The following is a 22,479-nucleotide window of genomic DNA, read 5'->3' on the forward strand; positions in this document are numbered from 1 at the left end:
GAGGAACATCCCGGCGCCGATCAGGAGGATCGTCGCGGGCACCATGATCATGGTGACGATGGTGGTGGCCTTGGGCACGGCCTTGGCCGCCTTGCGCCGGGCGTTCTGCGCGTCCGTGCGGCGCATGTCGTTGGCGATGGCGATGAGCGTGTCGACGATGGGCGTGCCCAGCTCCTCGCCCTGCTGCAGTGCGGTGACGAACATGGCGACCTGCTCGGAGTCGTTGCGCTTGCGCAGCCCGGCGAAGGCCTGCCGGCGGCTGACGCCCATGTCCATCTGGCGCAGGGTGATGCGCAGTTCGTCGGACCAGGGGCCGTCGTACTTCTCGGCCGTCCGGTCGAGGGCCTGGCGGAAGCCGAGGCCCGCGGAGACGACGACGGCGAGGACGTCGAGGAAGTCGGGCAGGGTGCGCTCGATGGCCTCCTTGCGCGCGCGGATGGCCGACCAGATGCCCACCTCCACCCAGACGGCGCCGAAGCCGAGCATCACGATCGCCAGCAGCACCTGCTTGTTGGCGACCATGGCCAGGGCGCCGATCACGCCCGTGAAGCCGTACACGAAGCGGCGGGCGGCGTAGCGGTCGATGGTGAGACCGCCCGGGTTGCCCGCCATGTCGATCCTGCGGCGGGTCTTGTTGACGCGTTCGGGGCCCATCATGCGCAGCACCATCGGTGCGTAGCGCATGCCCAGGCGGTCGATCGCCGATCCGGCGGCGCTGGTACGGGTGGCGCCGACCTCCAGGGCGATGGCGAGGTCCGCCGGGAGCTTGGCCTCGGAGCGGTAGAGCCGGTAGCCGAAGAAGGCTCCGACGATGGAGAGGCCCATGACGAGGGCGAGCAGAAGTCCCATGGGATCGGCCCCTCTCAGATTTCGATCTTGCCGAGGCGGCGGACGAGGAAGAAGCCCAGCGTGTACAGGGCGATGGAGACGATCACGGCGCCCTGGCCGATCACCGAGCCCGTGATCTTGTCGAGGGCGCCGGGCCAGATCTGGTCCATGACGAGCATCGCGCCCAGGCCCATGGCGGGCACGATGTAGGCGGTGGCGGTGACCTGCGAGAGCTGGGTGCGCACCTCGCGGCGGGTCTCCTTGCGTTCCTCCAGGGTGACGGTGAGGTTGCGCAGCGAGCTGACGACCGTACCGCCGGCCTTGTTGGACAGGACGAGCGTGGTGACGAGGACGACCAGCTCCCGGGAGGGCAGCCGCTTGGCCAGCTCGTCGAGCGCGTCGTCCAGCGTGTGGCCGACGGCCAGCTGGTCGGCGACCCGGGCGAGCTCCTCGCCGGCCGGGCTCTCCAGCTCCTCGGCGGCCATGGCGAGCGCCGTGCGCAGGGCGAGCCCCGCCTGGGTGGCGTTGGCGACGACGCGCGAGAGTTCCGGCAGCTGGTTGATGAACTTCTCGTTGCGTTTCTGGCGCTGCCAGTTCAGGTAGGCGAAGGCCCCCCAGAGGCCGGCGGCCGCGGCGATGGGGCCGAAGAACGGGGCGAGCAGCAGACTGGCCAGCAGCCACAGGCCGACGACCGCGCCGACCATGCCGACGAAGAACTCGCCGGGGGTCACGGAGAGGCCGGTGGCCGCGAGCCGGTGCTCTATCTTCTTGCCGAACGCGGTCTTGCGTATCCGGCGGTCGATGCCCCGGAACGAGCGCCGCTGTCCGCCGCCCCTCGTCCGGTGCGACCGGGCGAGCCGGTCGACCAGCGCCGCGCGCTCCGCCTTGCCCGAGGCGTATGCGTGCACGCCCGTGATCGCGAGCACGCAACCCAGCAGCGTGGCGCCGATCGTCAGTAGCGCGTACTTGTCCATGTCCGTGAGCAGGCTTCCTAGTTGGCTTCTCTGGTGGCGAGCTGGTCTTCGGTGGCGGCCACGCCGAAGGCGGGCGGGACGGGCTCGTTCTTGAGGTAGAGCCGGTCGGCGACGCGGCGCGGCAGCGGGAAGTACGCGAATTCGCCGTGCACGACGCCGTCCGCCGAGATGGGCCGGGCGTTGAACCGGCACACCGTGGTGATCTTGTAGTCCTCCCGGCCACGGGAGTCGAGGACCGCTATCTCGCTGATCTTGCGGGTGCCGTCGGCGTTGCGGCTCAGCTGGACGATGACGTCCACCGCGCTGTTGATCTGGTCCTTCAGCGCCGGGAACGGGATCTCGACCTCGGACATCGAGGCGAGCGTCTGCAGCCGCATGAGGGCGTCCTCGGCGTTGTTGGCGTGCACGGTCGCCAGGGAGCCGTCGTGACCGGTGGACATGGCCTGGAGCATGTCGAGCGTCTCACCGCCGCGGACCTCGCCGATGATGATCCGGTCGGGGCGCATCCGGAGCGAGTTGCGGACCAGGTCGCGGATGGTGATCTGGCCCTTGCCCTCGACGTTCGGAGGCCGGGACTCCAGGGTGATGACGTGCTCCTGCTGGAGCCGGAGCTCCGCGGAGTCCTCGATGGTGATGATGCGCTCGTTCTCCGGGATCAGCCCGGAGAGGGCGTTGAGCAGGGTCGTCTTGCCGGAGCCGGTCGCCCCGGAGACGATGACGTTGAACTTGGCCCGCACCAGCGCGTTGAGGAGGACCAGCATGTTCCCGTCCAGCGAACCCAGGCCGATCATCTCCTGCAGGGTGTAGGCCCGGGGGAAGCGGCGGATGGTGAGCGTCGCGCCGGAGAGCGCCAGCGGCGGGATGATCACGTTGACGCGCTCGCCGGAGGGCAGGCGGGCGTCCACCATGGGGTTGGACTCGTCGACGCGGCGGTTGACGGTCGAGACGATCCGCTCGATCGTCTGCAGCAGTTGCTCGTCGGAGGCGAAGCGGAGCGGGAGCCGCTCCACCCGGCCGGCCCGCTCGACGAAGATCTGGTCCGGCCCGTTCACCATGATCTCGGTGATGGAGGCGTCTTCCAGCAGCGGCTCCAGGATGCCGAGGCCGAGCGCCTCGTCCACCACGCGGCGGATGAGCATGGAGCGCTCGTGCGTGGAGAGGACCGGCCCCTCCCGGCTGATGATGTGGCCGAGGACCCGCTCCAGCCGGGCCCTGCGCTCGGCCGCCGCCAGCGAGGACATCTCCGCGAGGTCGATCTCCTCCAGCAGCTTGGCGCGGTAGACCGCGACGAGGTGGTTCTCCTCGTGCTGCCCGCCGGCCGCCTCGGGAGCGTTGATGCGCGCCCTCAGGCTCATGATCGGGACTCCTTCTGGTTGGTGCTCGGGCTGGGGGGACTTCGCGTCAGGGACGGGCGGTGTCCACGGGCATGGTCACGGACTTCGTGGTGCTGCCCAGGTCGAAGACGATGATGGACGGGATCCTCACCGTGACCGTCGCCGTGACCTCCCCGGGCCGGGCCCGGCAGACCACTTCGGCCCGCTTCGCGATCCACCCGCTCATCGCGGCGCCGCCGACCGTCCGGCACCCGGCCGAACCGGGGCGCGAGGCCGCCCGGGCCGCGGCGCGGGCCCCCGTCCCGGCCTGCTCCACCGTGTAGGCGGCGAGGCCGATCTGCACCAGGGCCAGCCCCAGCAGGACCAGCAGCGGGAGCATGCCGATGAACTCGACCGCCGCCTGCCCCCGGTCGCCACGGGCCGTGCGCCCCTTGCGTCTCTCCACCGCCATCGTTCAGCCCTCCCTCGCGGCCGCGGCCTCGCCGGTGACCGTGAAGGGGAAACCACCCAGTCCCGGGAAGATCACCGGGACCTCCAGCTCGACCTTCGCCCGGTACAGCCCGGTGCCGAAGTCGTCGTGACACGTGACCGACGCGGAATCCCGCCAGTCCCCCGAGAGGCTCTTCAAGGCGGCGTCCCGGCACGCGCCGCTCTCCCGCCCCGCCGTCGCGACGGCGCCTCTGCGGGCTCCCTTGTCGGCGGCGTCGCCGGCGAGGGTGTAGGTGTACCCGGCGAGCGCGCACTCCCAGAGGGCGAGCAGCACCAGGATGATCAGCGGCAGGATGCCCAGGAACTCGACGGACACCTGCCCGTGATCGCCGCGCGTCCGCACGGCGAGCCGTGCGCGTGGCACCGTCACTGCCCTGCCCCCGCGGCTCCGTCCGGCCCGGCTTCCGGCCGTATCTCCTCGCCGTCCCCGCGCTTCCGCAGGAAGCCGGCGGCTCCCCGGTCGCCCCGGTACTTGGGGCGCCGGCCCTTGCCGGCCGCGTGCTGGCCGGCACTGCGCACCAGGCCCAGCTCCCCCGCCAGTGCCCACATGGCCTGCTTGACCACGCTGCGGCTGTCGAGGTCCTGCATCCGGCCTGCGTCCACCGCAGGCTGCAGGTCCTTGAAGTGGGCGGGGACGGCCGTCCGGGCGACCCGCGCTCCCACGATCCGCTCGACGAGCGGCGGCTGGATCTCGGTGTTGCGCACGGCGCGGTTCACCACGACGAGGGTCTCCTCGGCCTTGCGGACCTGGAGGCGCTCCCACATGCCCACCATGCGCTTGGCGGCCCGCACGGAGACGACGTCGGGGGTGAGGACGAGGGTGGCGATGTCCGCCATCTCGACCGCCGCCGCGTTGGCTCCGGTCATCTGCGTGCCGCAGTCGATGACCACGACCTGGTAACGGCCGCGGAGCGCGCTGACGAGCTGCCGGGCCGTCCGCTCGCTGACCTCCTCGGCGCGCTCGCCCTCGCCCGGGGCGAGCAGCAGGCCGAGCCCGGTCTCGTGGTTGAAGACGACGTCCTGCAGGACGCGCGGGGAGATGTCGTGTATGTCGGCGAGGTCGGCGACGGAGCGCCGGAACTGCACGTCCAGGTACGAGGCGATGTCGCCGCCCTGCAGGTCCAGGTCCACCAGCGCGACGTGCCGGCCGGCGGCCCGGGCGGCGAGCGCCAGCTGGATGCTGAGGACCGACGTTCCCACACCGCCCTTGGCACCGGTGACGGTGACGACCGTGCCGCCGGGCCCGCTGGGGACGTCGACGTCCGCCGTCAGGTGCTTGCGCACGCCGATGGCCCAGTTCCCGGTGGCGCGGACGCGGGCCAGCAGTTCGTCGTACGACAGGGGCAGGCCGACGACTCCCCGCGCGCCCGCGTCCATGGCCGCCGAGAACAGGGCGGGAGTGGTGTCCGCCGTGATGAGGATGACGCCGGTCGCGGGGAACCGGAGCGCCACCTCGCGGACCAGCTCCAGGGCGGGCAGCGGCCCGATGCGCTCGTGGACGAGGACGACCTCGGGGAGGTCGGCGACGGATTCGTGGGCGAGCTGGGCGAGGGTGTCCAGCAGCAGGGTCGAGTTGCCCACCGGTTGGGCGGGATCGGTGTCCGGCAGCTGGCTCAGCAGTGCCGTGACCGAACGGGCGGCGTCCACGTCCCCGACGGCCGGAAGGATTCTTGTGGCCATCCGTTACCTCACTTGTCGCCGTTCAGGGTGTAGTCCCGCTGGTTCGGCGGGATGGTGGTGTCGCTGCCGGGCGCGACGAGCGCGAGGCGGACGTGGGAGGCGAAGGATTCGGCGTAGGCGACGCGCTGGGCGTCGAGGGTCTCCAGGGCGAAGGTGATCGGAACGGCCTCGCCGCCGCTCTGGGCGTCTCCCTGCTTGGGCTGCAGGGCGGTCAGCTTGCCCACGTCGATGACCTTGGCGTTGCTGACGATCACCTTGGACCGCGGCTGGCCCGCGCTCTCGGAACCGTTGCCGCCGCCACCGCCGTTCGTGGCGGCGAAGGTCGCGTAGATGTTCACGGTGGCACCGGGCGTGATCTTGCCGGCGACGCCCGTCGCAGCGTCGATCATGATGGCGATCTCCTGCTGCCCGGGCTTCAGCGCGGGCCGGTCGGCGACCATGTCGGACTGCAGGAGCGACCCCTCGCGCAGGGGGTTGACCGCTATCTTCCCCGTGACCTCGTCCAGATTGGTCACGGCGGTCTTCGGCAGCCAGCGCTTGGGCAGGGACACCTTCCTGAACTGGCCTGCCTCCAGGGTCCGGTACGCGGGCACGTCCGACTTCAGCTCGTACGCCGTGACCTCCGGGCCCACCTTGGAGTCGACATCGCTGATCACCGAGAGGACCCCGACGAAGGCGGCGAAGGCGCACACGACGGAGAGAAGCAGCAGGATGACGCCGCGTCGCTGGCGTGAGTTCATGGTTGCGGACTACCTCGTTCAAGGGTGGATTCGGTGAGCGGCGGTGCGGGGCACGCCGGGCCTTGCTGTGTGCTCGCTCGGTTCTCGCGCGGCTGCCGGGACACGCGCCGCCCCGCCGCGGAGCGGCGAAGGGCCGGGCGGTGCCCCCTGCGCGTCACTCGGAGGACTGTCCCTGCCGCCCGGCTTCAGCGGTAACGACGCCGCTGGGGGCCTGTTGGTTCGCGTGAGGTGTGAGAGGTGCGGCGCAGAAGACGCAGCGGTCGCCGATGAGCTCCAGACCGCACCACCTGCACGCTTGCCGGCGGACGGAGAAGACGAGCTGGGCGAGCACCGAGGTGTCCCCGATCCCCGCGACGAACTCGACCAGCTTGTCGGTTCCCCACCAGCGCGCGGACTCCTCCGGCAGCCCGGCCTGATGGAGGGCCTGAACGCCCCACGCGGGGGCCAGCTCGGCCGTGACCCAGTCCGCGCCGATCTTTCCCTGGGCGACGGTCATGTAGGTGCCGAACTTCGGCCCGGGAAGAGCGGCGGCCCCGTCGGTCCCGATCCGGATCAGCTGGGGCGTCGGGCCGGCCAGCACGCCGAACTGGGAACCGGGGAGCCATGACTTCGCGTGCGCCTTGAGCCCCACCGGAACGTGGTCGAGCCGTGCGACGGAGTTCAGGAGCGCGCCCGCGTAGAGGTAGTGGGGGAGCAGGCGCGCGGCCGAACCGACGACGCCGGGGCCGAAGTCGAAGACGGAGATCTGACGCAGCTGCCGGGCGAGGACGGCCACGGCCAGAGGCGGCAGGTCGACCTGGAGCAGCGCGATCCGGCCGTCCGCCATGACCGAACGGATCGTCTGCAGCCGCCGCCGGTGGGCCGCGGGGAGCGAGGCCGGGTACAGCACGACGACGTGGCCGCACCGCTCCATCAGCGCCTGCACGCCGGCGAGGGCCTCGTCCAGCGACTGCCCGCCCGGCGGCTGGAGCACCGCCGCGGACGGCGTCTGCCCGTCCAGCGGCGCGAGCACCAGATCATCGCCGGTAACTGCTATCGCGGTCGGCACGTCTGACTCCCCGTCCCCTCCGGCCGCCCAAGACACAAGCGGCCGCAAAATCAGTCTCCCCCGTGGTGCTGCCTCAGCACTTTATCCGTGCCATAGGAGTCCGGAGAACACCATCCCTTTCCCTGGCAGGAGGCACCGACAGCACCAACCTTCAGCAAATCCGGACAGACTGGGCGCCCCGTTCGGCATGCCTTGCGGATCTTACGCCGGGCCGGAATTCGAAAAATCGAATTTCCGACCAAGAGGCACTGTCCGGGCAATGGGCACCCCCTGCCCGACCATGATCTTTTTGGGCCCCGGCCTGGGCCCGTGGGCCCACGACCCTGCCGTCTCCGCAGGCTAGCGTGGGCCGGGAATGATCAAGTACAGAGGACGCGGGGGCATGAGCGGCGGCATAGGAAACAACTTCGGTCCCGGCAGGTCGGACCAGCTCTACGGATCGCCGCCCCGGCAGCGGTCCGGCGTCTTCTTCTCGACGATGCGCTCCTGGGCGGTGGCGGTCGTCCTCCTCTTCGTCACCGGGTACGTGCTCGACACGGTCGCGCTGGACGACCTGGCGACCGCGGACCGGCTCGCCTCCTTCGGCTGGCGGGTCGCGCTCATCCACGTCCCGAACACGCTGTACGTGACGCTCGCCGTCTGGGCGGCGGCCCGGATCCATCCGGAGCCGCACCGGGACAACCTGCCGCTGCACCTCCTGGCCGCGCTGGGCGTCCCGTTCCTCACCTGCACCCGGACCGTCGTCGAGGGGTGGGACGTCCTCACCCCCGAAGGCATCGGCATGACCGCCGCCGCCCTCGTCCTGGGCGGGGCCGGCGGGCTCGTCCTCGGCCGGCTGCGGCGGTCGCAGCCCGACCCCGGGGTGTACTCCTGGGGCGATTCCGGGGTGACCGCGACGGAGTACATCGGAACGGTCGTCGTGGTGGTCGCGGTGATGGCGAGCCTCGTCAGCACCGCCATGGGCAAGTCCATCGCCGACACGATCAAGGGGAAGCTCTGCCAGGCCTTCGGCGGCTCGTGCGGCACGGAGACCCGGGCCGAGGGCGGGACCAAGCTGAGCAACGCCGACTTCGAGCCGACGATGTGCAACACCGCCAACTCCAGCAGCACGGCGGGCCAGGAAGTGAAGATCGCCTGGTTCAAGCTCGGCAACGAGTACGGCTTCCAGCAGCAGAAGTTCAAGGTGCGGGAAATAGGCAAAGACGGCAAGCCCGTTCTGGACAAGAACGGAAAGCCCGTCTACAAGGACCGCGTGCGGCTCACCTTCAGCCAGGCCGGAAAGGCCGGCGTCGCCTTCTCTCCCAAATGGGGCGCGAAGATCGGCAAACTCGATGAGGACGGCAAGTCCGAGGTGGAGCTGTCCGGTGGTGTGAAGGTCGCCGCGGGCGACACCTGGCAGTTCGACAGCCAGGAGGAGGCCGACAAGTTCCGCGACAAGCTGGAGCAGCTGCAGAGCGCCAAGGCCGGCATGGAGTACGCCAGGGATTCGCCGATGGTGGCCGCCCGTTCCGCCGACCACTACTTGAAGCTGCAGAAGGAGGTCAACAACACGGTCAACGCCGGGCACCTCTCGTACAGCTCCGTGGGCCTCGAAGGGGCGGGCGACCTCAAGATGTCGGGCTCGATCGACGACCAGATCGAGGGCAAGCTCGGCGGCAAGGTCAAGGTCGCCCCCACCGCGACGATCACCAAGGACGGCATCAACCACACGACGTCGAAGACCTTCGCCTTCAAGGTGGAGGGCAGCACCGGCGGTGAGGCCAGCGCCGGCGGCACCAAGGTCTCGGCGGAGCACGGGCTCGGCGTCACGGGAGCCATCACGGTCACCCGCGACGAGGACGGAAACCTGAAGCGGATCATCATGACCCGTACCCAGGAGCAGTCGGGCAAGGGCGGCGGCAAGCAGGAGGCCGCGGACGGCGACAAGGTCCCGGACAAGGACGACAAGGGCAAGGACAACAAGAACGCGGGCAAGCCCAACGGGAAGGTGTCGGGCAGCATCTCCGGCAAGGACACCGTGACCGAGGTCGTCACGAACACGATCGAGCTCGACACTCCGGAGAAGCGCAAGACCGCCCAGGACTGGCTGAACGGCGACAACGCCTACAGCAAGCCCGTCGAAACGCTGCTTTCCGACCAGGCTCCCACCAGCCGGCCCGACGACAAGGACGAGTTCGGGCAGATGATGTTCAAGGACGGCAGGTCCAGCAAGCTCACCTACGACGGCGTGACCGACGCGGCGGAATTCGGCGCCGAGTTCAATCTGGGCGCGGCCTCCTTCGGCTACACGGCGAACTTCGAGGGGAGCAAGGATAAGGTCCGCCAGAAGGACGCGGAGTTCCTCGGCGCCCCGCAGGACGGCAAGCGGAGTTACGTGCCGATGACGCTCTGCTCGCAGTAGCAGCACCGCCCCACCGCTTCCGGACAGCCGGGCCAGACAGAGAGTGAGCATTCGATGATCAGCGCCACCGCGCGCCGCGCCGCAGCGGCCGCCGCGACCACTGCCCTCGCGGGCCTCCTCGTGGCCGGCTGCGGTAGCGAGAAGGGCGGCGAGGCGGCCGCCCCCGAGGGGTGGCGGACGCTGGACGCACAGCAGGTCAGCGTCGCCTACCCGAAGGGATTCGAGGAGCTGCCCAAGGACAAGCTCCCGAAGTCCGCCACGGCGGAGGCGGATCTGGTGGAGGACGGGAAGACCGTCGCCCGCGTGGTGGCGCAGGTCAGGTTCATGCAGACCAGCGACCTCGACATGGCCGTGGAAGGGGCGGGGGCCGCGTACGAGTTCGGCGGCACGCCCAAGGGCAAGAAGGACGTCAAGGTCTCCGGCACGAGCGCGGCCCGGCGGATCGATCACGAGTTCAAGTCCAGCGGCAAGGACGGTTCTCCCCCGCGGGGCACCAGGATGACGGCCGTCGACGTCGTGGGCATGGACAAGGAGGACCACCCCTGGGTGGTGCGCGTCACGGCGCCGCAGGAGAAGCTCTCTCAGGACGACCTGGACCGGATCGTCGGATCCATCAAGGTGACGGGCTGAGCGACGGGCCGGCTTCCGCCCACCGTCAGGACCACACCCGCGTCACATAAAGCCACAGCACCACCAGGCTGACCAGAAAGAAGGAACTGCTCACCAATATCCCGAAAAGGCCCCCGAGCAAGGGGGAAAGGGTGCGCAGGCCCATGACGGTCGCCGTTCGCTCCGGATCACTGGTCCGGTAGCGGACGGTGACCTTTTTGCCTTCCCTCATGAGCATGGTGGGTTCCTCGAACTCCACCGCGCGGCCGTCGGCCGTGGTGAATCCGTAGACGTAGTGCATGCGCGTGAAGCCGTCCGAACCTTCCGTTCCGTAGCTGCGCACGCAACGGCCTTCCGCGCGCTTGCCGAAGAAGACGGACCTCAGCGAGGTCAGCCATTCGTGCACGCACTTCCAGAGGACCCATGCGGTGCCCGCCACGAAGAGCAGAAGGACGAACAGGGTTGTCATGTCCTGAACCTAGCAATGGCTGCCGGGACCCTTGACACGGCAAATGGTCTGGACCAGCTTGTACGCCACGGCGGCCGCCGCCCCCACACCGTCCCGACCTGATCTCCCACTCCCCCACCGGAGGCACCAGTGGAGCACTCACGCCTGCCCCGCCGCAGACGCCGCACAGCACGCCTCTGCACACTCCTGGCCGCGGGCCTCGCACTCGCAGGTCTCCCCGCCCTCGGCGCGGCCTCCGCCCGCGCCGCTGATGACACCAACCTCGCCAAGAACCCCGGCTTCGAGTCCGGCCTGGCCGGCTGGACGTGTTCCGGCGGCAGCGGTGCCGTCGTCGGCTCGCCCGTGCACGCCGGAAGCGGCGCGCTCAAGGCCGTCCCCGCCGGGGCGGACAATGCCCGGTGCGCACAGACCGTCGCCGTGCGGCCCGGCGCCACGTACACGCTGAGCGCCTGGGTCCAGGGCTCGTACGTCTACCTCGGCGCCGACGGCACGGGGACGACGGACGTCTCGACGTGGACACCGTCCGCCGGTTCCTGGCAGCAGCTCACCACCACCTTCACCACGGGACCCGGCACGACCTCCGTCACCGTCTACACGCACGGGTGGTACGGGCAGCCCGCCTACTTCGCCGACGACATCACCCTGACCGGGCCGGGCGGCGGCGATCCCGGCGAGCCGGTGCCCGGCGCGCCGACCGGGCTCAGGGCGGGGGCCGTGACGGCCTCGTCCGTGGCCCTGTCCTGGGACGCGGTACCCGGCGCCACGGGGTACAACGTCTACCGGGACGGCGCCAAGGTCACCTCCTCCGACGGAACTTCGGCGACGGTCAACGGGCTCGCGGCCTCCACCTCGTACCGGTTCCAGGTGACCGCCACCAACGCGGCGGGCGAGTCGGCCAGGTCGGCCGAGGTGACGGCCACGACCGGCCCGGGCGGCGGCGATCCGGGCCCCGGGCCGGGCGGGCCCGTGCCCAAGCACGCCGTCACCGGGTACTGGCAGAACTTTGATAACGGCGCCACCGTCCAGAAGATCAGCGACGTGCAGAGTCAGTACGACATCATCGCCGTCGCCTTCGCCGACGCCACCACCATGCCCGGTGCGGTCGACTTCCACCTCGACCCCGCGCTGCACTACACCGAGGAACAGTTCAAGGCCGACATCGCCGCCAAGCAGGCGGCGGGAAAGAGCGTCATCGTCTCCATCGGCGGCGAGCGCGGCACGGTCACCGTCAACGACGCGGCCTCCGCCGCCCGTTTCGCGGACAGCGTCTACGCCCTGATGCAGAAGTACGGGTTCAACGGCGTCGACATCGACCTCGAGAACGGGCTCAACCCCACCTACATGACGCAGGCGCTGCGCACGCTCTCGGCGAAGGCGGGCAGCAAGCTCGTCATCACCATGGCGCCGCAGACCATCGACATGCAGTCGACGTCCGCGGGCTACTTCCGCACGGCCCTCGACATCAAGGACATCCTGACCGTCGTCAACATGCAGTACTACAACAGCGGATCGATGAACGGCTGCGACGGGAAGGTGTACGCGCAGGGGTCCGTCGACTTCCTCACCGCCCTCGCCTGCATCCAGCTCGAAGGCGGTCTCGACCCCTCGCAGGTCGGCCTGGGGCTCCCGGCCTCGCCGCGCGCGGCGGGCAGCGGGTACGTGTCCCCCTCGGTGGTCAACAGCGCGCTGGACTGCCTCGCGAAGGGCACGGGATGCGGCTCGTTCAAGCCGCCGAAGACGTATCCCGGAATCCGCGGCGCCATGACGTGGTCGACGAACTGGGACACCGCGAACGGCAGCCCCTGGTCGGCCGCGGTCGGGCCGCACGTGCACGGGCTGCCGTAACCCGGCAGGCCCCCTGCCGCGGCTCCCGGCCCTGCCGCGGCACCCCGTCCCCTGCTGCCGGCCCGGCCCCGAGTCAGGCCGACAACAGGTAAGCGCGTCGAAGGGCGCGGGAAGGCGTTACGGCTTGGGCAGCTCGCAGCCCGGGAGGCCCAGGTCCAGCTTGTTGCCGATGCCGAAGCACTTGGCTATGCCGTACGTCTCCTGGGCGTAGTTGATGCCCTGCCGCACGGTCACCTGGCCGTTCTCGTCCTCCTCGCACGGGTTGTTCATCGTGCAGCGCTCGCCGCTCTCGTTGCCCGTGTTGTTGATCGCGACGACCTTGCCGGTGTTCTCGTCGATCACCGGGGAACCGGACGTGCCGCCTATCGTGTTGCACGACGACGTGTAGCGCAGCGAGTCCTTCCAGGTCCAGTCGGCCTCGTGGAGGCGGTAGACGAACCCGTCGGCGTTGCAGCTGTAGATCCGCTTCCAGAAGCCGGAGACGACCTTGATCGCCGTGCCGGCCACGGGGTGGTCCGGGGAGAGGCTCAGAGCATCGATCTTGTAGCGCTGCTTGATCTGCGCGTACGTGGTGTTCAGCTCGTAGAGGGTGACATCCGTGTCCGTCATCGTGGCGTATGAGACTTTTGTGGCGCGCAGTGTGGCAACCTTGCCCGCACTGGAGTTCAGCAGGCTGAAGGTCCGCGTGGACGGCCGGTCGGTGACGACCTCACCGGGCGACGGCATGCCGCTCTCCAGGCAGTGACCGTTGGTCATGACGATGCCCGGGTCGTTGTCCGACGAGCTCGGGAGGCGGATCAGGGAGCCTGAACAGTTGCTGAGCGCCACGGTGCCCGCGAAGTCGACCGCCTTGTGCCTGCCCTTGGCGCCCGCGGCGCCGTCCGGGGAGGCCGCAGTGGCGGTGCCCGCACCGGCCACGGTCGCTCCGGTGAGGAGCAGCGTGGCGAGCGCACCGACGAGAGGTCTTCTCATGGGGGGTGGTTCCTCTCTGAGCCGAGCCGAAGCCCTGTTCGGTTTTGACATGCGCATTGTTGGTTCCCGTGAGGGTGTACGCAATCAACAGGACCGAAGTCACCGGAGTGAAAGGCAACTTGGCCGGAATACCTCACCTCGCTTTCGTTGACCCGTGCATGACAGCGCTCGACACTGACCACGCACCCCCCAACCCCCCATTCCCTCCACCGCGACACCCCCCACCCGTCGCACGAACGGAACCCCCCAGGAGACCGCATGCGACCGCGTTCGCGCGGCAGATGGGCTACTGCCCTCGCCGCCGTGCTCACCCTGGCCCTCTCCGTCCCCGCCGCCTCCCGCGGCGCCGAGGACGCACACGTGACCAACCACGAGTACGAGGTCACCGGCCCTCGTACCGCCGCCCAGCGCACTGCCGTCGCCGCGACCGGCGTCGCCGTCGACGCCGTGCGCAAGGGCTCGGTCATCGTCACCGCGGACGCCGGCCAGGCCGAGCGCATCCGCCGGATGGGCTACAAGGTCACCCGATTGCCCGGTCCGCCGGACCGCTCGGGCGGCCGGGCCACCGAGCCCTACGACTTCCCCCCGGAGGACGCGAAGTACCACAACTACCGGGAGGCCATGGCGGAGATCGACGCCGACGTCGCCGCCCACCCCTCGATCATGAGCAAGAAGGTCATCGGCAAGTCCTACGAGGGCCGCGACATCGTCGCCGTCAAGATCAGCGACAACGTGGGCACGGACGAGGACGAGCCCGAGGTCCTCTTCACCGCGCACCAGCACGCGCGCGAGCACCTCACCGTCGAGATGGCCCTCTACCTGCTCAAGGAGTTCGGCTCCCGGTACGGCAGCGACCCGCGCGTCACCAAGATGGTCGACACGCGCGAGATCTGGGTCGTGCCCGACGTCAACCCCGACGGCGGCGAATACGACATCGCCACCGGCTCCTACCGCAACTGGCGCAAGAACCGCCAGCCCAACGCCGGCTCCCCGTACAGCGGCACCGACCTCAACCGCAACTGGAACTTCAAGTGGGGCTGCTGCGGCGGGTCCTCCGGCAACCCCGGCGCCGAGACCTACCGCGGCACGGCGGGCGAGTCCGCGCCCGAGGTGAAGGTCGTCGCCGACTTCGTGCGCAGCCGGATCGTCGGCGGCAAGCAGCAGATCAAGTCGGGCATCGACTTCCACACGTACAGCGAGCTGGTCATGTGGCCCTTCGGCTACACCTACGACGACACCGGGCCCGGGATGAGCCAGGACGAGCACGACGTCTACGCGACGCTCGGCAAGTCCATGGCCGCCAGCAACGGCTACACGCCGGAGCAGTCGAGCGATCTCTACACCACCGACGGGACGATCGACGACTGGCTCTGGGGCGACCAGCGCATCTTCTCGTACACCTTCGAGATGTATCCGGGCGAGAGCGGCGCGGGCGGCGGCTTCTACCCGCCCGACGAGGTGATCGACCGGGAGACGGCACGCAACCGCGAGGCGGTGCTGCAGCTGCTGGAGGCCTCGGACTGCATGTACCGGGTCATCGGCAAGGAGGCGCAGTACTGCAAGCAGTAGCCCGCGTACGGGACTGCAGGCAGTAGCCCTCGTACGGGCACGTACGAGGGGCCCCGCCGGGCCGGGCCCTCCCCGGTCCGGCCCGGCGGGGCCGCGTCACGGCACCACCGCGCTCAGCGCCCCCGCCACCGCGAACCCCGCCACCGACAGCACCGACTCCAGGACCGTCCACGACTTCAGCGCCTCCCGCTCCGGGATGCCGAAGTACGTGGCCACCATCCGGAAGCCGCCGTCGTTGACGTGCGAGGCGAAGATCGAGCCCGCCGACACGGCCACGATGACCAGGGCCAGCCGGTTCTGGGAGGCGCCGGTGCCCGCGAGCAGCGGGGCGACGATGCCCGCCGTCGTCACGATCGCGACCGTCGCCGAGCCCTGGGCCACCCGCAGGGCGGCCGCGATCAGCCAGGCCAGGACGACGACGGGCACCCCCCCCCGGCCTCGGGCCGGCCGTCAGCCGAGGACGGCGAGCGCGTCGATCTCGATGAGCAGGCCGGCGGGGAGGCCGACGTAGACCGTCGTGCGCGCCGCGGGGGCGGACTTCAGGCCGGCGAAGTACGCGTCGTAGATCTCGTTCATCTCGGCGAAGTGCGCCGTGTCGGTGAGGTAGATCCGCATCATGATCACGTCCTCCCAGGTCGCACCGCCCTCTTCGAGGACGGCCCGGACGTTGGCGAGGGTCTGCAGGGTCTGCTCGCGCAGGGTGTCCCCCGCGGGCGTCGGCGGCTGCCCGTCCACCGCCGGCAGGAAGCCGACCTGGCCGGCGACCTGCAGGATGTTGCCCTTCTTCACGCCGTGGGAGAACTTCGCGGGCGGCGTGGTGTGGGTGGGGGGCGTGATGGCGGTCTTCTCGGTCATGGGGTGACTACTTCCTGATGGGTGGCGGTGTCGTGCCGGAGTACTCCGCGCTGATGGCGTCCGCCGTGCGGCGCAGCAGCGGCAGGAGCTCCAGGAGTTCGTCCGCGCCGACGACGACGTTCGGCGCGGAGATCGAGCAGGCGGCGACGGCGCGGCCGTCGGTGCCCCGCACGGGCGCGCCGACGCAGTTGATGGACTCCTCGTGGCCGCCGAAGTCGGTGGCCCAGCCCTGTTCCCGGACGGTCGCGAGCTCCTTGAGGTACGCGGCGGCGTTGGGTGTCGAACGGGCCGTGTAGGCGGGGTAGTCGAGCCGTTCGGCGACGGCGCGCCGCTCGGGCTCGGGCAGGTCGGCGAGGAGCAGCTTGGCGACGGCGGCGACGGTGATCGCGACGGGCTTGCCGATGCGCGAGTACATCCGTACGGGGTAGCGGCTCTCGACCTTGTCGATGTAGAGGACCTCGCCGTCCTCGTACACGGCGAGGTGCACGGTGTGCCCGCACCGCTCGTTGAGCGCGGCGAGGTGCGGGTGGGCGATCTCGCGGACGTCGAGGTTCTCGGCGGCCTGCTGGGCAAGGGCGAACAGGCGGGTGCCGAGGCGGTAGCGCTGGTCCTGCTGCCGGTAGACCATGCCGTGCTCGTGGAGGGTGCGGAGGAGGCGCAGCGCGGTCGACTTGTGGACGCCGAGGCGGGCCGCGACCTGCTCCAGGTTGGCCGGGCCCTCGGCGAGGAGCGGCAGGATCCGCAGGGCGCGGTCGACGGTCTGGCTCATGGGGTGCGGTCCTTCGCGGCGGGGGCGGCGGGTACGGCAGGGGCTGCGGGGTCGGCGGGGTCGGCGGTGTCGCCGGCAGGGGTGGCAGGTACGGCAGGGGTGGCGGTGTCGCCGGCGGGCGGAGACTCGGCTCCGGTCCAGCCGGGGCCGAGCCGCAGTCTCCCCCACGCCGCGGGGCCGAGGGCCGCGAGCCGGTCGGCGTGGTCCCGGCGGGGCGGGGCGGCTAGGTCGCCGGGGGAGGTGAGCGCGGCGGCGGCCATGAGGTGGCCGTGGCGCAGGCGCTGTTCAACGGACAGCCCGCGGAGGGTCCCGGAGAGGAAGCCGGCCGCGAAGGCGTCGCCGGCGCCGACGGGGGCGACGACGTCGACGGAGGGGGCGGGGACGAAGACGACCGCGTCGGCGCGTCCGTGCGCCGCCTCCCCCGGCCCGTCCGCGGCGGCGCGCACGTAGGCGGTGGCTCCCGCCGCGCCGTGTTTCACGACGAGGATCCGCGGCTCGGGCAGCGCCGCCCGGATCGCGGCGGCGCCGCGGACGCCCCAGGCCGCTTCCGCCTCGTCCTCGCCGGCGAAGACGAGGTCGCAGCGGCGGGCGAGGCCGGCCAGGACGGCGGAGCCCCCGGCCGCGGCCGGGCCCGTGGCGGCGTTCCGCCACAGCGCCGTGCGGTAGTTGACGTCGAAGGAGACGAGGGGGCGGCCGGGGCGGCGCTCCGTGAGGGCGCGGACGAGGGCGAGACAGCCGGCGGAGAGCGCGGCGGTGATGCCCGTGAGGTGCAGGATGCGGCCGGACCATGCGGCGGCCCGGTCGGCCAGGGCCGCCGACATGGCGGAGGCGGCGGATCCGGCGCGGTAGTAGAGGACCTCGGCGGGAGGCCCGCCGGCGCCGGGCGGTGCGGGCAGGCCCAGGGAACGCTCCCCCGCCGTACGGAAGTACACGCCCGTCGGCCGGGCGGGGTCGCGCTCGACGGCCGAGACGTCCACGCCGTACGCCGCGATCGCCGCCACCAGGTGGTCACCGAAGGCGTCCGCGCCGACCCGGCCCACCCACTTCGCCCGGTGCCCGGCGGCGGCCAGGGCGCAGGCGACGTTGGACTCGGCGCCCCCGATGCCCCGGGTGAAGGCCGCCGCGTCGGCGAGCCCCGCGTCCTGGTCCGCCGGCCGGAAGGCGACCATCGACTCGCCGAGGCACACGACGTCGGCGTCCGGGCTCCTCGGGGCGGCTGCGGTCACGGTCGGCTCTCGCTCCTCGGTCCGGGGGTCGTGCCGGGTCTGCGCGGGTCCTGCGGCGCGGTCGTGGCGGGGGCGTGTGCGCCGGGGCCGCGCCGTGCCTGGTTTGTACGCGTCCTGTCACGGTCGTTCCCGGGGCGTGAGACGACCGTTGACCCGGCACTGGGGGGATGTTAGACAGCAGCCAGCGCACTACGCAACGAACGTTGCACAGAGTGCAACGACCGCACTACATCAGACACCCCGGGAGGCTCCATGGCCACCGCCGACGCCATCGCCGACGCCACCAGCGACGCCGTCGCCCGACTCGCGGACACCCGCGTCGACCACCGCTTCAAGGGCCTGCCCCCGGACGCCGAGGGCCTGACCGTCGGCGCGCTGGCCGCCGAGCGCCGCTCGCTGTTCACGGGCGGCTTCACCACGCCCCTGCTCGCCCTCTCGGCGGAGGCGCTCGACCACAACCTCGCCCTCATGGAGCGCTGGTCCGCCGGGCACGGCCTGGCCTTCGCCCCGCACGGCAAGACCACCATGGCCCCGCAGCTGCTGGAGCGTCAGATACGGCACGGCGCGTGGGGGATCACCGCGGCGACCGTCGCCCAGGTCCGCGTCTACCGCGCCCACGGGATCCGCCGCGTCTTCCTCGCCAACGAGGTCGTGGACGCGGCGGCGCTGCGCTGGCTCGCCGCCGAGCTGGACGCCGACCCGGACTTCCGGCTCTACACGTACGTCGACTCCGTGCGCGGCGTCGAGCTGATGGACGCCGCCCTCCGCGCGGCCGGGGCCCGCCGCCCCCTCGACGTGGTCGTCGAGCTGGGCGCCGTGGGCGGCCGCACGGGCGCCCGCACCGAGGCCGAGTGCACGGCCGTGGCCGACGCCGTCGCCGGCGTGAGCACCCTGCGGCTGGCGGGCGTCGGCGGCTACGAGGCGGAGATCCCGGGCGCCGACGGCGACCTCGTCCGCGCCTGGCTGCGCCGGCTCACCGCGCTGGCCGCCGAGTTCGACGCGGCGGGCCGGTTCGCGGACGTGGAGGAGGTCGTCGTCAGCGCGGGCGGCAGCGCCTGGTTCGACGCGGTCGCCGAGGTCTTCGCGGAGCTGCCGGCGCTGTCGGTGCCGGTGCTGAAGCTGCTGCGGTCGGGGGCGTACATCACCCACGACGACGGCGCGTACCGGAAGAAGACCCCGTTCAACCGGCACCCCGAGGAGGGCGAGCTCCGCCCGGCCTTCCGCCTCTGGGCCCAGGTCGTCTCCCGCCCGGAGCCGGGCCGCGCCTACCTCAACGCGGGCAAGCGGGACGTGCCGTACGACCTGGGCCTGCCGGTCGTACGGGTGGTGCGGTCGGCGCGTGACGGCTCCGTACGGGACGCCGGCGCGGGCATGACGGTGATCGGGCTCGCCGACCAGCACGCCTTCGTGGAACTGGCCGAGGGCGCGGAACTGGAGGTCGGCGACTGGGTCGGGCTGGGCCTGTCGCACCCGTGCACGGTGTTCGACAAGTGGCAGCTGATCCCGCTGGCTTCGGAGGACGGTACGGTCACGGATTACGTCCGTACGTTCTTCTGATACCTGATCAGTACCGGACCCGGAGCGGGCCCGGAAGCAAGACCCGAAGTAAGACGGGAAGCAGGACCCGAAGGACCCGAAGGACCCGGCCTCACGAGGAGCGCCCATGGACACGGTCTTCCGCAACGTGCGCGTCATCGACGGGTCCGGCGGGCCCTCCTACCGGGCCGACGTCGGCCTCGACGGCGGACGCATCGCCGCCATCGCCCGCGAGGGCGGCCCCGGCGCCGGCGGACACCGTCCCGGCCGGCGCCGCCCCAGTGGGCGCCGCGTCATCGAGGCGGACGGTCTCGCCCTGGCCCCCGGGTTCATCGACATGCACGCGCACAGCGACCTCGCCCTCCTCCGCGATCCCGCGCACGAGGCGAAGGCCGCCCAGGGCGTCACCCTGGAGGTCATCGGCCAGGACGGCCTCTCGTACGCGCCCGTCGACGACCGCACCCTCGCGGAGGTCCGCGCGCAGATCACGGGCTGGAACGGCGGCGGCCCCGGCGACACCTCCGTCGACTTCACCTGGCGCACCGTCGGCGAGTACCTCGACCGCCTCGACCACGGCTTCGCCGGCGAGGGCATCGCCGTCAACGCCGCCTACCTCGTCCCCCAGGGGACCGTCCGCGCGCTCGTCGTCGGCTGGGAGGACCGCCCGGCGACCCCGGAAGAGACCGGGCGCATGAAGCAGCTCGTCGCCGAGGGCCTGGCGCAGGGCGCGGTCGGCATGTCCTCGGGGCTGACGTACACGCCCGGCATGTACGCCTCCGACGCCGAGCTGACCGAGCTGTGCCGGGTCGTCGCCGCGCACGGCGGCTACTACTGCCCGCACCACCGTTCGTACGGGAAGGGCGCCCTCGCCGCGTACGAGGAGATGATCGCCCTCACCCGCCGCGCCGGCTGTCCCCTGCACCTCGCCCACGCCACCATGAACTTCGGCGTGAACGAGGGCCGCGCCCCCGAGCTGCTGGCCCTGCTCGACGCCGCGCTCGCCGCGGGCGCCGACATCTCCCTCGACACGTACCCGTACACCCCCGGCTGCACCACGCTCGTCGCGCTGCTGCCGAGCTGGGCGGGCGAGGGCGGCCCGGAGGCGGTCCTGGCACGGCTCCGGGACGAAGCGGTCTCCGAGCGCATCCGGTACGCGATGGAGACCGAGGGCGCGGACGGCTGCCACGGCGTGCCCGTCGACTGGGACGCGATCGAGATCTCGGGCGTCGCCGACCCGGACCTGGCCGCGGCCCACGTCGGCAGGACCGTCGCCGGGGCCGCCCGCGAGCACGGCGAGGAGCCGTGGGCCACCGCGCGCCGCCTGCTGATCGCCGACCGGCTGGGGCCGACGGTCCTGCAGCACGTGGGCCACGAGGGGAACGTCCGCGCGATCATGAGGCACCGCGTACACACGGGCGGCAGCGACGGCATCCTGCACGGCGCGAAGCCCCACCCGCGCGCTTACGGAACGTTCCCGCACTACCTCGGTCGGTACGCGCGGGACCTCGGCGTCTTCTCCCTGGAGGAGTGCGTGGCGCATCTCACGTCGCGCCCCGCGGCGCGCCTGAGGCTCCCCGACCGGGGTCTCGTCCGGCTCGGACACCGTGCGGACCTCGTTCTTTTCGATCCGGAGACGGTGGCTGCCGGTGCCACTTTCGAAGCCCCGCGAAGCCTTCCGACCGGCATTCCTTATGTCCTGATTGCCGGACGCTTTGTGATGGAAGACGGCCGCCGGACGGGCGTCCTCGCGGGCCGGACCGTGCGCCGCACCCCGGCGGGCTGAGGCCGGACCGGAGGGGCCCGGCGCACGCTCCGCGGCGGGGGCCGAAAGGGCGCGCGCCCCGCCCGGCACCCCCGTATGGTGGCCGTCATGCAGGTGATCCAGTCAACGAAGCTCGCCAACGTCTGCTACGAAATCCGTGGCCCGGTGCTCGAGGAGGCCATGCGGCTGGAGGCAGCGGGAGAGCGCGTCCTCAAGCTGAACACCGGCAATCCGGCCATCTTCGGCTTCGAGTGCCCGCCGGAGATCCTCGAGGACATGCTGCGCAACGTCGGCGACGCGCACGGCTACGGCGACGCCAAGGGGCTGCTGTCCGCCCGGCGCGCGGTGGTGCAGCACTACGAGACCAAGGGCATCGAGCTGTCCGTCGAGGACGTCTACCTCGGCAACGGCGTCTCGGAGCTGATCCAGATGTCGATGCAGGCGCTGCTCGACGACGGCGACGAGGTCCTCGTCCCGGCCCCGGACTATCCGCTGTGGACGGCCTCGGTCTCCCTCGCCGGCGGCACCGCCGTGCACTACCGCTGCGACGAGCAGGCGGACTGGATGCCGGACCTCGCCGACATCGAGCGCAAGATCACCGACCGCACCAAAGCCCTCGTCATCATCAACCCCAACAACCCCACGGGTGCGGTCTACGACGACGAGATGCTGCGCGGCCTGACCGAGATCGCCCGCCGCCACAACCTGATCGTCTGCTCCGACGAGATCTACGACAAGATCCTCTACGACGGCGTCACGCACACCCCGACCGCCGCCATCGCCCCCGATCTGCTGACGCTCACCTTCAACGGCCTGTCCAAGGCCTACCGGGTGGCCGGCTACCGCAGCGGCTGGATGGCGGTCTGCGGCCCCAAGGCCCACGCCGACAGCTACATCGAGGGCCTGACGATTCTCGCCAACATGCGCCTGTGCGCCAACATGCCCGCGCAGCACGCCGTGGCCACGGCCCTCGGCGGCCGGCAGTCGATCAACGACCTGGTGCTGCCGGGCGGCCGGCTGCTGGAGCAGCGCGACGTCGCGCACGAGCTGCTGACGCAGATCCCCGGCGTGACCTGCGTGAAGCCCAAGGGCGCGCTGTACGCCTTCCCGCGCCTCGATCCCAAGGTCTACAAGATCAAGGACGACCGGCAGATGGTGCTGGACCTGCTCCGCGCCGAGAAGATCATGGTCGTCCACGGCACGGGCTTCAACTGGCCGGAGCCGGACCACTTCCGCCTGGTCACGCTGCCGAGCGCGAAGGACCTGGCGGACGCGGTGACGCGGATCGGGAAGTTCCTGGACGGCTACGGCCAGCCGTAATCTATAGACAGCACAACTTTAGACGCCGTCTAAGTTAGGATGGCCTTCTGAGG

At 71.2% G+C, this 22,479-nt stretch carries 20 protein-coding genes and 1 pseudogene; 7 read left to right on the top strand and 14 right to left on the bottom strand.

Annotation, left to right across the window (positions count from 1 at the left end):
* The 8 genes from ACFZCD_RS16845 to ACFZCD_RS16880 form a co-directional block, all read right to left on the bottom strand.
* A partial coding sequence (locus ACFZCD_RS16845; protein WP_391831421.1) for a DUF5936 domain-containing protein occupies window positions 1-849 on the bottom strand: 849 nt, incomplete at its 3' end.
* A gap of 14 nt (window positions 850-863) precedes the next feature.
* Window positions 864-1,802 carry a type II secretion system F family protein gene (locus ACFZCD_RS16850; protein WP_391831423.1) on the bottom strand — a complete coding sequence of 313 codons (939 nt, stop codon included), beginning with the start codon at window positions 1,800-1,802 and terminating at the stop codon, window positions 864-866.
* A gap of 17 nt (window positions 1,803-1,819) precedes the next feature.
* Window positions 1,820-3,157 (bottom strand): CpaF family protein, encoded by a 1,338-nt coding sequence (locus ACFZCD_RS16855; protein WP_391831425.1) that lies wholly within the window; start codon window positions 3,155-3,157, stop codon window positions 1,820-1,822.
* A 46-nt stretch (window positions 3,158-3,203) separates the two neighbouring features.
* Window positions 3,204-3,587: a TadE/TadG family type IV pilus assembly protein gene (locus ACFZCD_RS16860; RefSeq protein ID WP_391831427.1), complete on the bottom strand. Its 384-nt coding sequence runs from the start codon at window positions 3,585-3,587 to the stop codon at window positions 3,204-3,206.
* Between the two features lie 3 nt (window positions 3,588-3,590).
* On the bottom strand, window positions 3,591-3,995 hold the full coding sequence (locus ACFZCD_RS16865; RefSeq protein ID WP_391831429.1) for a TadE/TadG family type IV pilus assembly protein: 405 nt from the start codon (window positions 3,993-3,995) through the stop codon (window positions 3,591-3,593).
* Window positions 3,992-5,305 (bottom strand): CpaE family protein, encoded by a 1,314-nt coding sequence (locus tag ACFZCD_RS16870; RefSeq protein ID WP_391831431.1) that lies wholly within the window; start codon window positions 5,303-5,305, stop codon window positions 3,992-3,994. Before ACFZCD_RS16870 ends, ACFZCD_RS16865 begins: the two co-directional genes overlap by 4 nt.
* Before the next feature lie 8 nt (window positions 5,306-5,313).
* Window positions 5,314-6,045, bottom strand: coding sequence for a Flp pilus assembly protein CpaB (gene cpaB / locus ACFZCD_RS16875; protein WP_391831433.1), 732 nt, complete (start codon window positions 6,043-6,045; stop codon window positions 5,314-5,316).
* 154 nt (window positions 6,046-6,199) lie between these two features.
* On the bottom strand, window positions 6,200-7,093 hold the full coding sequence (locus ACFZCD_RS16880; protein WP_391831435.1) for a hypothetical protein: 894 nt from the start codon (window positions 7,091-7,093) through the stop codon (window positions 6,200-6,202).
* A gap of 382 nt (window positions 7,094-7,475) precedes the next feature.
* Between ACFZCD_RS16880 and ACFZCD_RS16885 the strand changes: the two genes are divergently transcribed.
* The gene (locus tag ACFZCD_RS16885) at window positions 7,476-9,494 is read left to right on the top strand and encodes a hypothetical protein (RefSeq protein ID WP_391831437.1); all 2,019 of its coding nucleotides are present in this window, start codon (window positions 7,476-7,478) and stop codon (window positions 9,492-9,494) included.
* Between the two features lie 54 nt (window positions 9,495-9,548).
* Window positions 9,549-10,124: a hypothetical protein gene (locus ACFZCD_RS16890; RefSeq protein WP_391831439.1), complete on the top strand. Its 576-nt coding sequence runs from the start codon at window positions 9,549-9,551 to the stop codon at window positions 10,122-10,124.
* A gap of 25 nt (window positions 10,125-10,149) precedes the next feature.
* Here the strand turns inward: ACFZCD_RS16890 and ACFZCD_RS16895 are convergent, their stop codons facing one another.
* Entirely contained in the window at window positions 10,150-10,572 is a 423-nt protein-coding gene (locus ACFZCD_RS16895; protein WP_391831441.1) for a DUF3592 domain-containing protein, read from the bottom strand.
* Window positions 10,573-10,701: 129 nt separating this feature from the next.
* Between ACFZCD_RS16895 and ACFZCD_RS16900 the strand changes: the two genes are divergently transcribed.
* Entirely contained in the window at window positions 10,702-12,417 is a 1,716-nt protein-coding gene (locus ACFZCD_RS16900) for a chitinase (RefSeq protein WP_391831443.1), read from the top strand.
* Between the two features lie 117 nt (window positions 12,418-12,534).
* Here ACFZCD_RS16900 and ACFZCD_RS16905 read toward each other — a convergent pair whose 3' ends face one another.
* Complete coding sequence (locus ACFZCD_RS16905) at window positions 12,535-13,389, bottom strand: serine protease (protein WP_391831445.1); 855 nt, start codon at window positions 13,387-13,389, stop codon at window positions 12,535-12,537.
* Between the two features lie 258 nt (window positions 13,390-13,647).
* On the opposite strand from ACFZCD_RS16905, the gene ACFZCD_RS16910 reads away from it, so the two are divergent.
* Window positions 13,648-14,958, top strand: a complete 1,311-nt coding sequence (locus tag ACFZCD_RS16910) for a M14 family metallopeptidase (RefSeq protein WP_391831447.1) — start codon at window positions 13,648-13,650, stop codon at window positions 14,956-14,958.
* 96 nt (window positions 14,959-15,054) lie between these two features.
* Here the strand turns inward: ACFZCD_RS16910 and ACFZCD_RS16915 are convergent.
* From ACFZCD_RS16915 to ACFZCD_RS16930, 4 genes and pseudogenes are all read right to left on the bottom strand, one after another.
* A pseudogene (locus ACFZCD_RS16915) lies at window positions 15,055-15,387 on the bottom strand (GntP family permease); the annotation flags it as partial.
* A gap of 21 nt (window positions 15,388-15,408) precedes the next feature.
* Window positions 15,409-15,813, bottom strand: a complete 405-nt coding sequence (locus tag ACFZCD_RS16920) for a RidA family protein (protein ID WP_391831448.1) — start codon at window positions 15,811-15,813, stop codon at window positions 15,409-15,411.
* A gap of 7 nt (window positions 15,814-15,820) precedes the next feature.
* Complete coding sequence (locus tag ACFZCD_RS16925) at window positions 15,821-16,582, bottom strand: IclR family transcriptional regulator (protein WP_391831450.1); 762 nt, start codon at window positions 16,580-16,582, stop codon at window positions 15,821-15,823.
* The gene (locus ACFZCD_RS16930) at window positions 16,579-17,808 is read right to left on the bottom strand and encodes a sugar kinase (RefSeq protein ID WP_391831452.1); all 1,230 of its coding nucleotides are present in this window, start codon (window positions 17,806-17,808) and stop codon (window positions 16,579-16,581) included. The genes ACFZCD_RS16925 and ACFZCD_RS16930 overlap by 4 nt, the downstream gene beginning before the upstream one ends.
* 252 nt (window positions 17,809-18,060) lie before the next feature.
* Here ACFZCD_RS16930 and ACFZCD_RS16935 point away from each other — a divergent pair, with 252 nt between their 5' ends.
* The 3 genes from ACFZCD_RS16935 (at window position 18,061) to ACFZCD_RS16945 (ending at window position 22,426) form a co-directional block, all read left to right on the top strand.
* Window positions 18,061-19,365, top strand: coding sequence for an amino acid deaminase (locus ACFZCD_RS16935; protein ID WP_391831454.1), 1,305 nt, complete (start codon window positions 18,061-18,063; stop codon window positions 19,363-19,365).
* Between the two features lie 106 nt (window positions 19,366-19,471).
* The gene (locus tag ACFZCD_RS16940; protein ID WP_391831456.1) at window positions 19,472-21,127 is read left to right on the top strand and encodes an amidohydrolase family protein; all 1,656 of its coding nucleotides are present in this window, start codon (window positions 19,472-19,474) and stop codon (window positions 21,125-21,127) included.
* Between the two features lie 87 nt (window positions 21,128-21,214).
* On the top strand, window positions 21,215-22,426 hold the full coding sequence (locus ACFZCD_RS16945) for a pyridoxal phosphate-dependent aminotransferase (protein ID WP_391831458.1): 1,212 nt from the start codon (window positions 21,215-21,217) through the stop codon (window positions 22,424-22,426).
* Window positions 22,427-22,479: the final 53 nt, after the last annotated feature.

Origin of the sequence: Streptomyces sp. NPDC008001, assembly GCF_042958085.1 — a bacterium.
Classification (GTDB): Bacteria; Actinomycetota; Actinomycetes; order Streptomycetales; family Streptomycetaceae; genus Streptomyces.

Excerpts from the sequence above, each read along its gene's own strand:
- ACFZCD_RS16850 (WP_391831423.1), bottom strand. The coding sequence starts at position 1,802 with ATGGACAAGTACGCGCTACTGACGATCGGCGCCACGCTGCTGGGTTGC.
- ACFZCD_RS16855 (WP_391831425.1), bottom strand. The coding sequence starts at position 3,157 with ATGAGCCTGAGGGCGCGCATCAACGCTCCCGAGGCGGCCGGCGGGCAG.
- ACFZCD_RS16860 (WP_391831427.1), bottom strand. The coding sequence starts at position 3,587 with ATGGCGGTGGAGAGACGCAAGGGGCGCACGGCCCGTGGCGACCGGGGG.
- ACFZCD_RS16870 (WP_391831431.1), bottom strand. The coding sequence starts at position 5,305 with ATGGCCACAAGAATCCTTCCGGCCGTCGGGGACGTGGACGCCGCCCGT.
- cpaB (WP_391831433.1), bottom strand. The coding sequence starts at position 6,045 with ATGAACTCACGCCAGCGACGCGGCGTCATCCTGCTGCTTCTCTCCGTC.
- ACFZCD_RS16885 (WP_391831437.1), top strand. The coding sequence starts at position 7,476 with ATGAGCGGCGGCATAGGAAACAACTTCGGTCCCGGCAGGTCGGACCAG.
- ACFZCD_RS16890 (WP_391831439.1), top strand. The coding sequence starts at position 9,549 with ATGATCAGCGCCACCGCGCGCCGCGCCGCAGCGGCCGCCGCGACCACT.
- ACFZCD_RS16895 (WP_391831441.1), bottom strand. The coding sequence starts at position 10,572 with ATGACAACCCTGTTCGTCCTTCTGCTCTTCGTGGCGGGCACCGCATGG.
- ACFZCD_RS16905 (WP_391831445.1), bottom strand. The coding sequence starts at position 13,389 with ATGAGAAGACCTCTCGTCGGTGCGCTCGCCACGCTGCTCCTCACCGGA.
- ACFZCD_RS16910 (WP_391831447.1), top strand. The coding sequence starts at position 13,648 with ATGCGACCGCGTTCGCGCGGCAGATGGGCTACTGCCCTCGCCGCCGTG.
- ACFZCD_RS16920 (WP_391831448.1), bottom strand. The coding sequence starts at position 15,813 with ATGACCGAGAAGACCGCCATCACGCCCCCCACCCACACCACGCCGCCC.
- ACFZCD_RS16925 (WP_391831450.1), bottom strand. The coding sequence starts at position 16,582 with ATGAGCCAGACCGTCGACCGCGCCCTGCGGATCCTGCCGCTCCTCGCC.
- ACFZCD_RS16935 (WP_391831454.1), top strand. The coding sequence starts at position 18,061 with ATGGCCACCGCCGACGCCATCGCCGACGCCACCAGCGACGCCGTCGCC.
- ACFZCD_RS16940 (WP_391831456.1), top strand. The coding sequence starts at position 19,472 with ATGGACACGGTCTTCCGCAACGTGCGCGTCATCGACGGGTCCGGCGGG.
- ACFZCD_RS16945 (WP_391831458.1), top strand. The coding sequence starts at position 21,215 with ATGCAGGTGATCCAGTCAACGAAGCTCGCCAACGTCTGCTACGAAATC.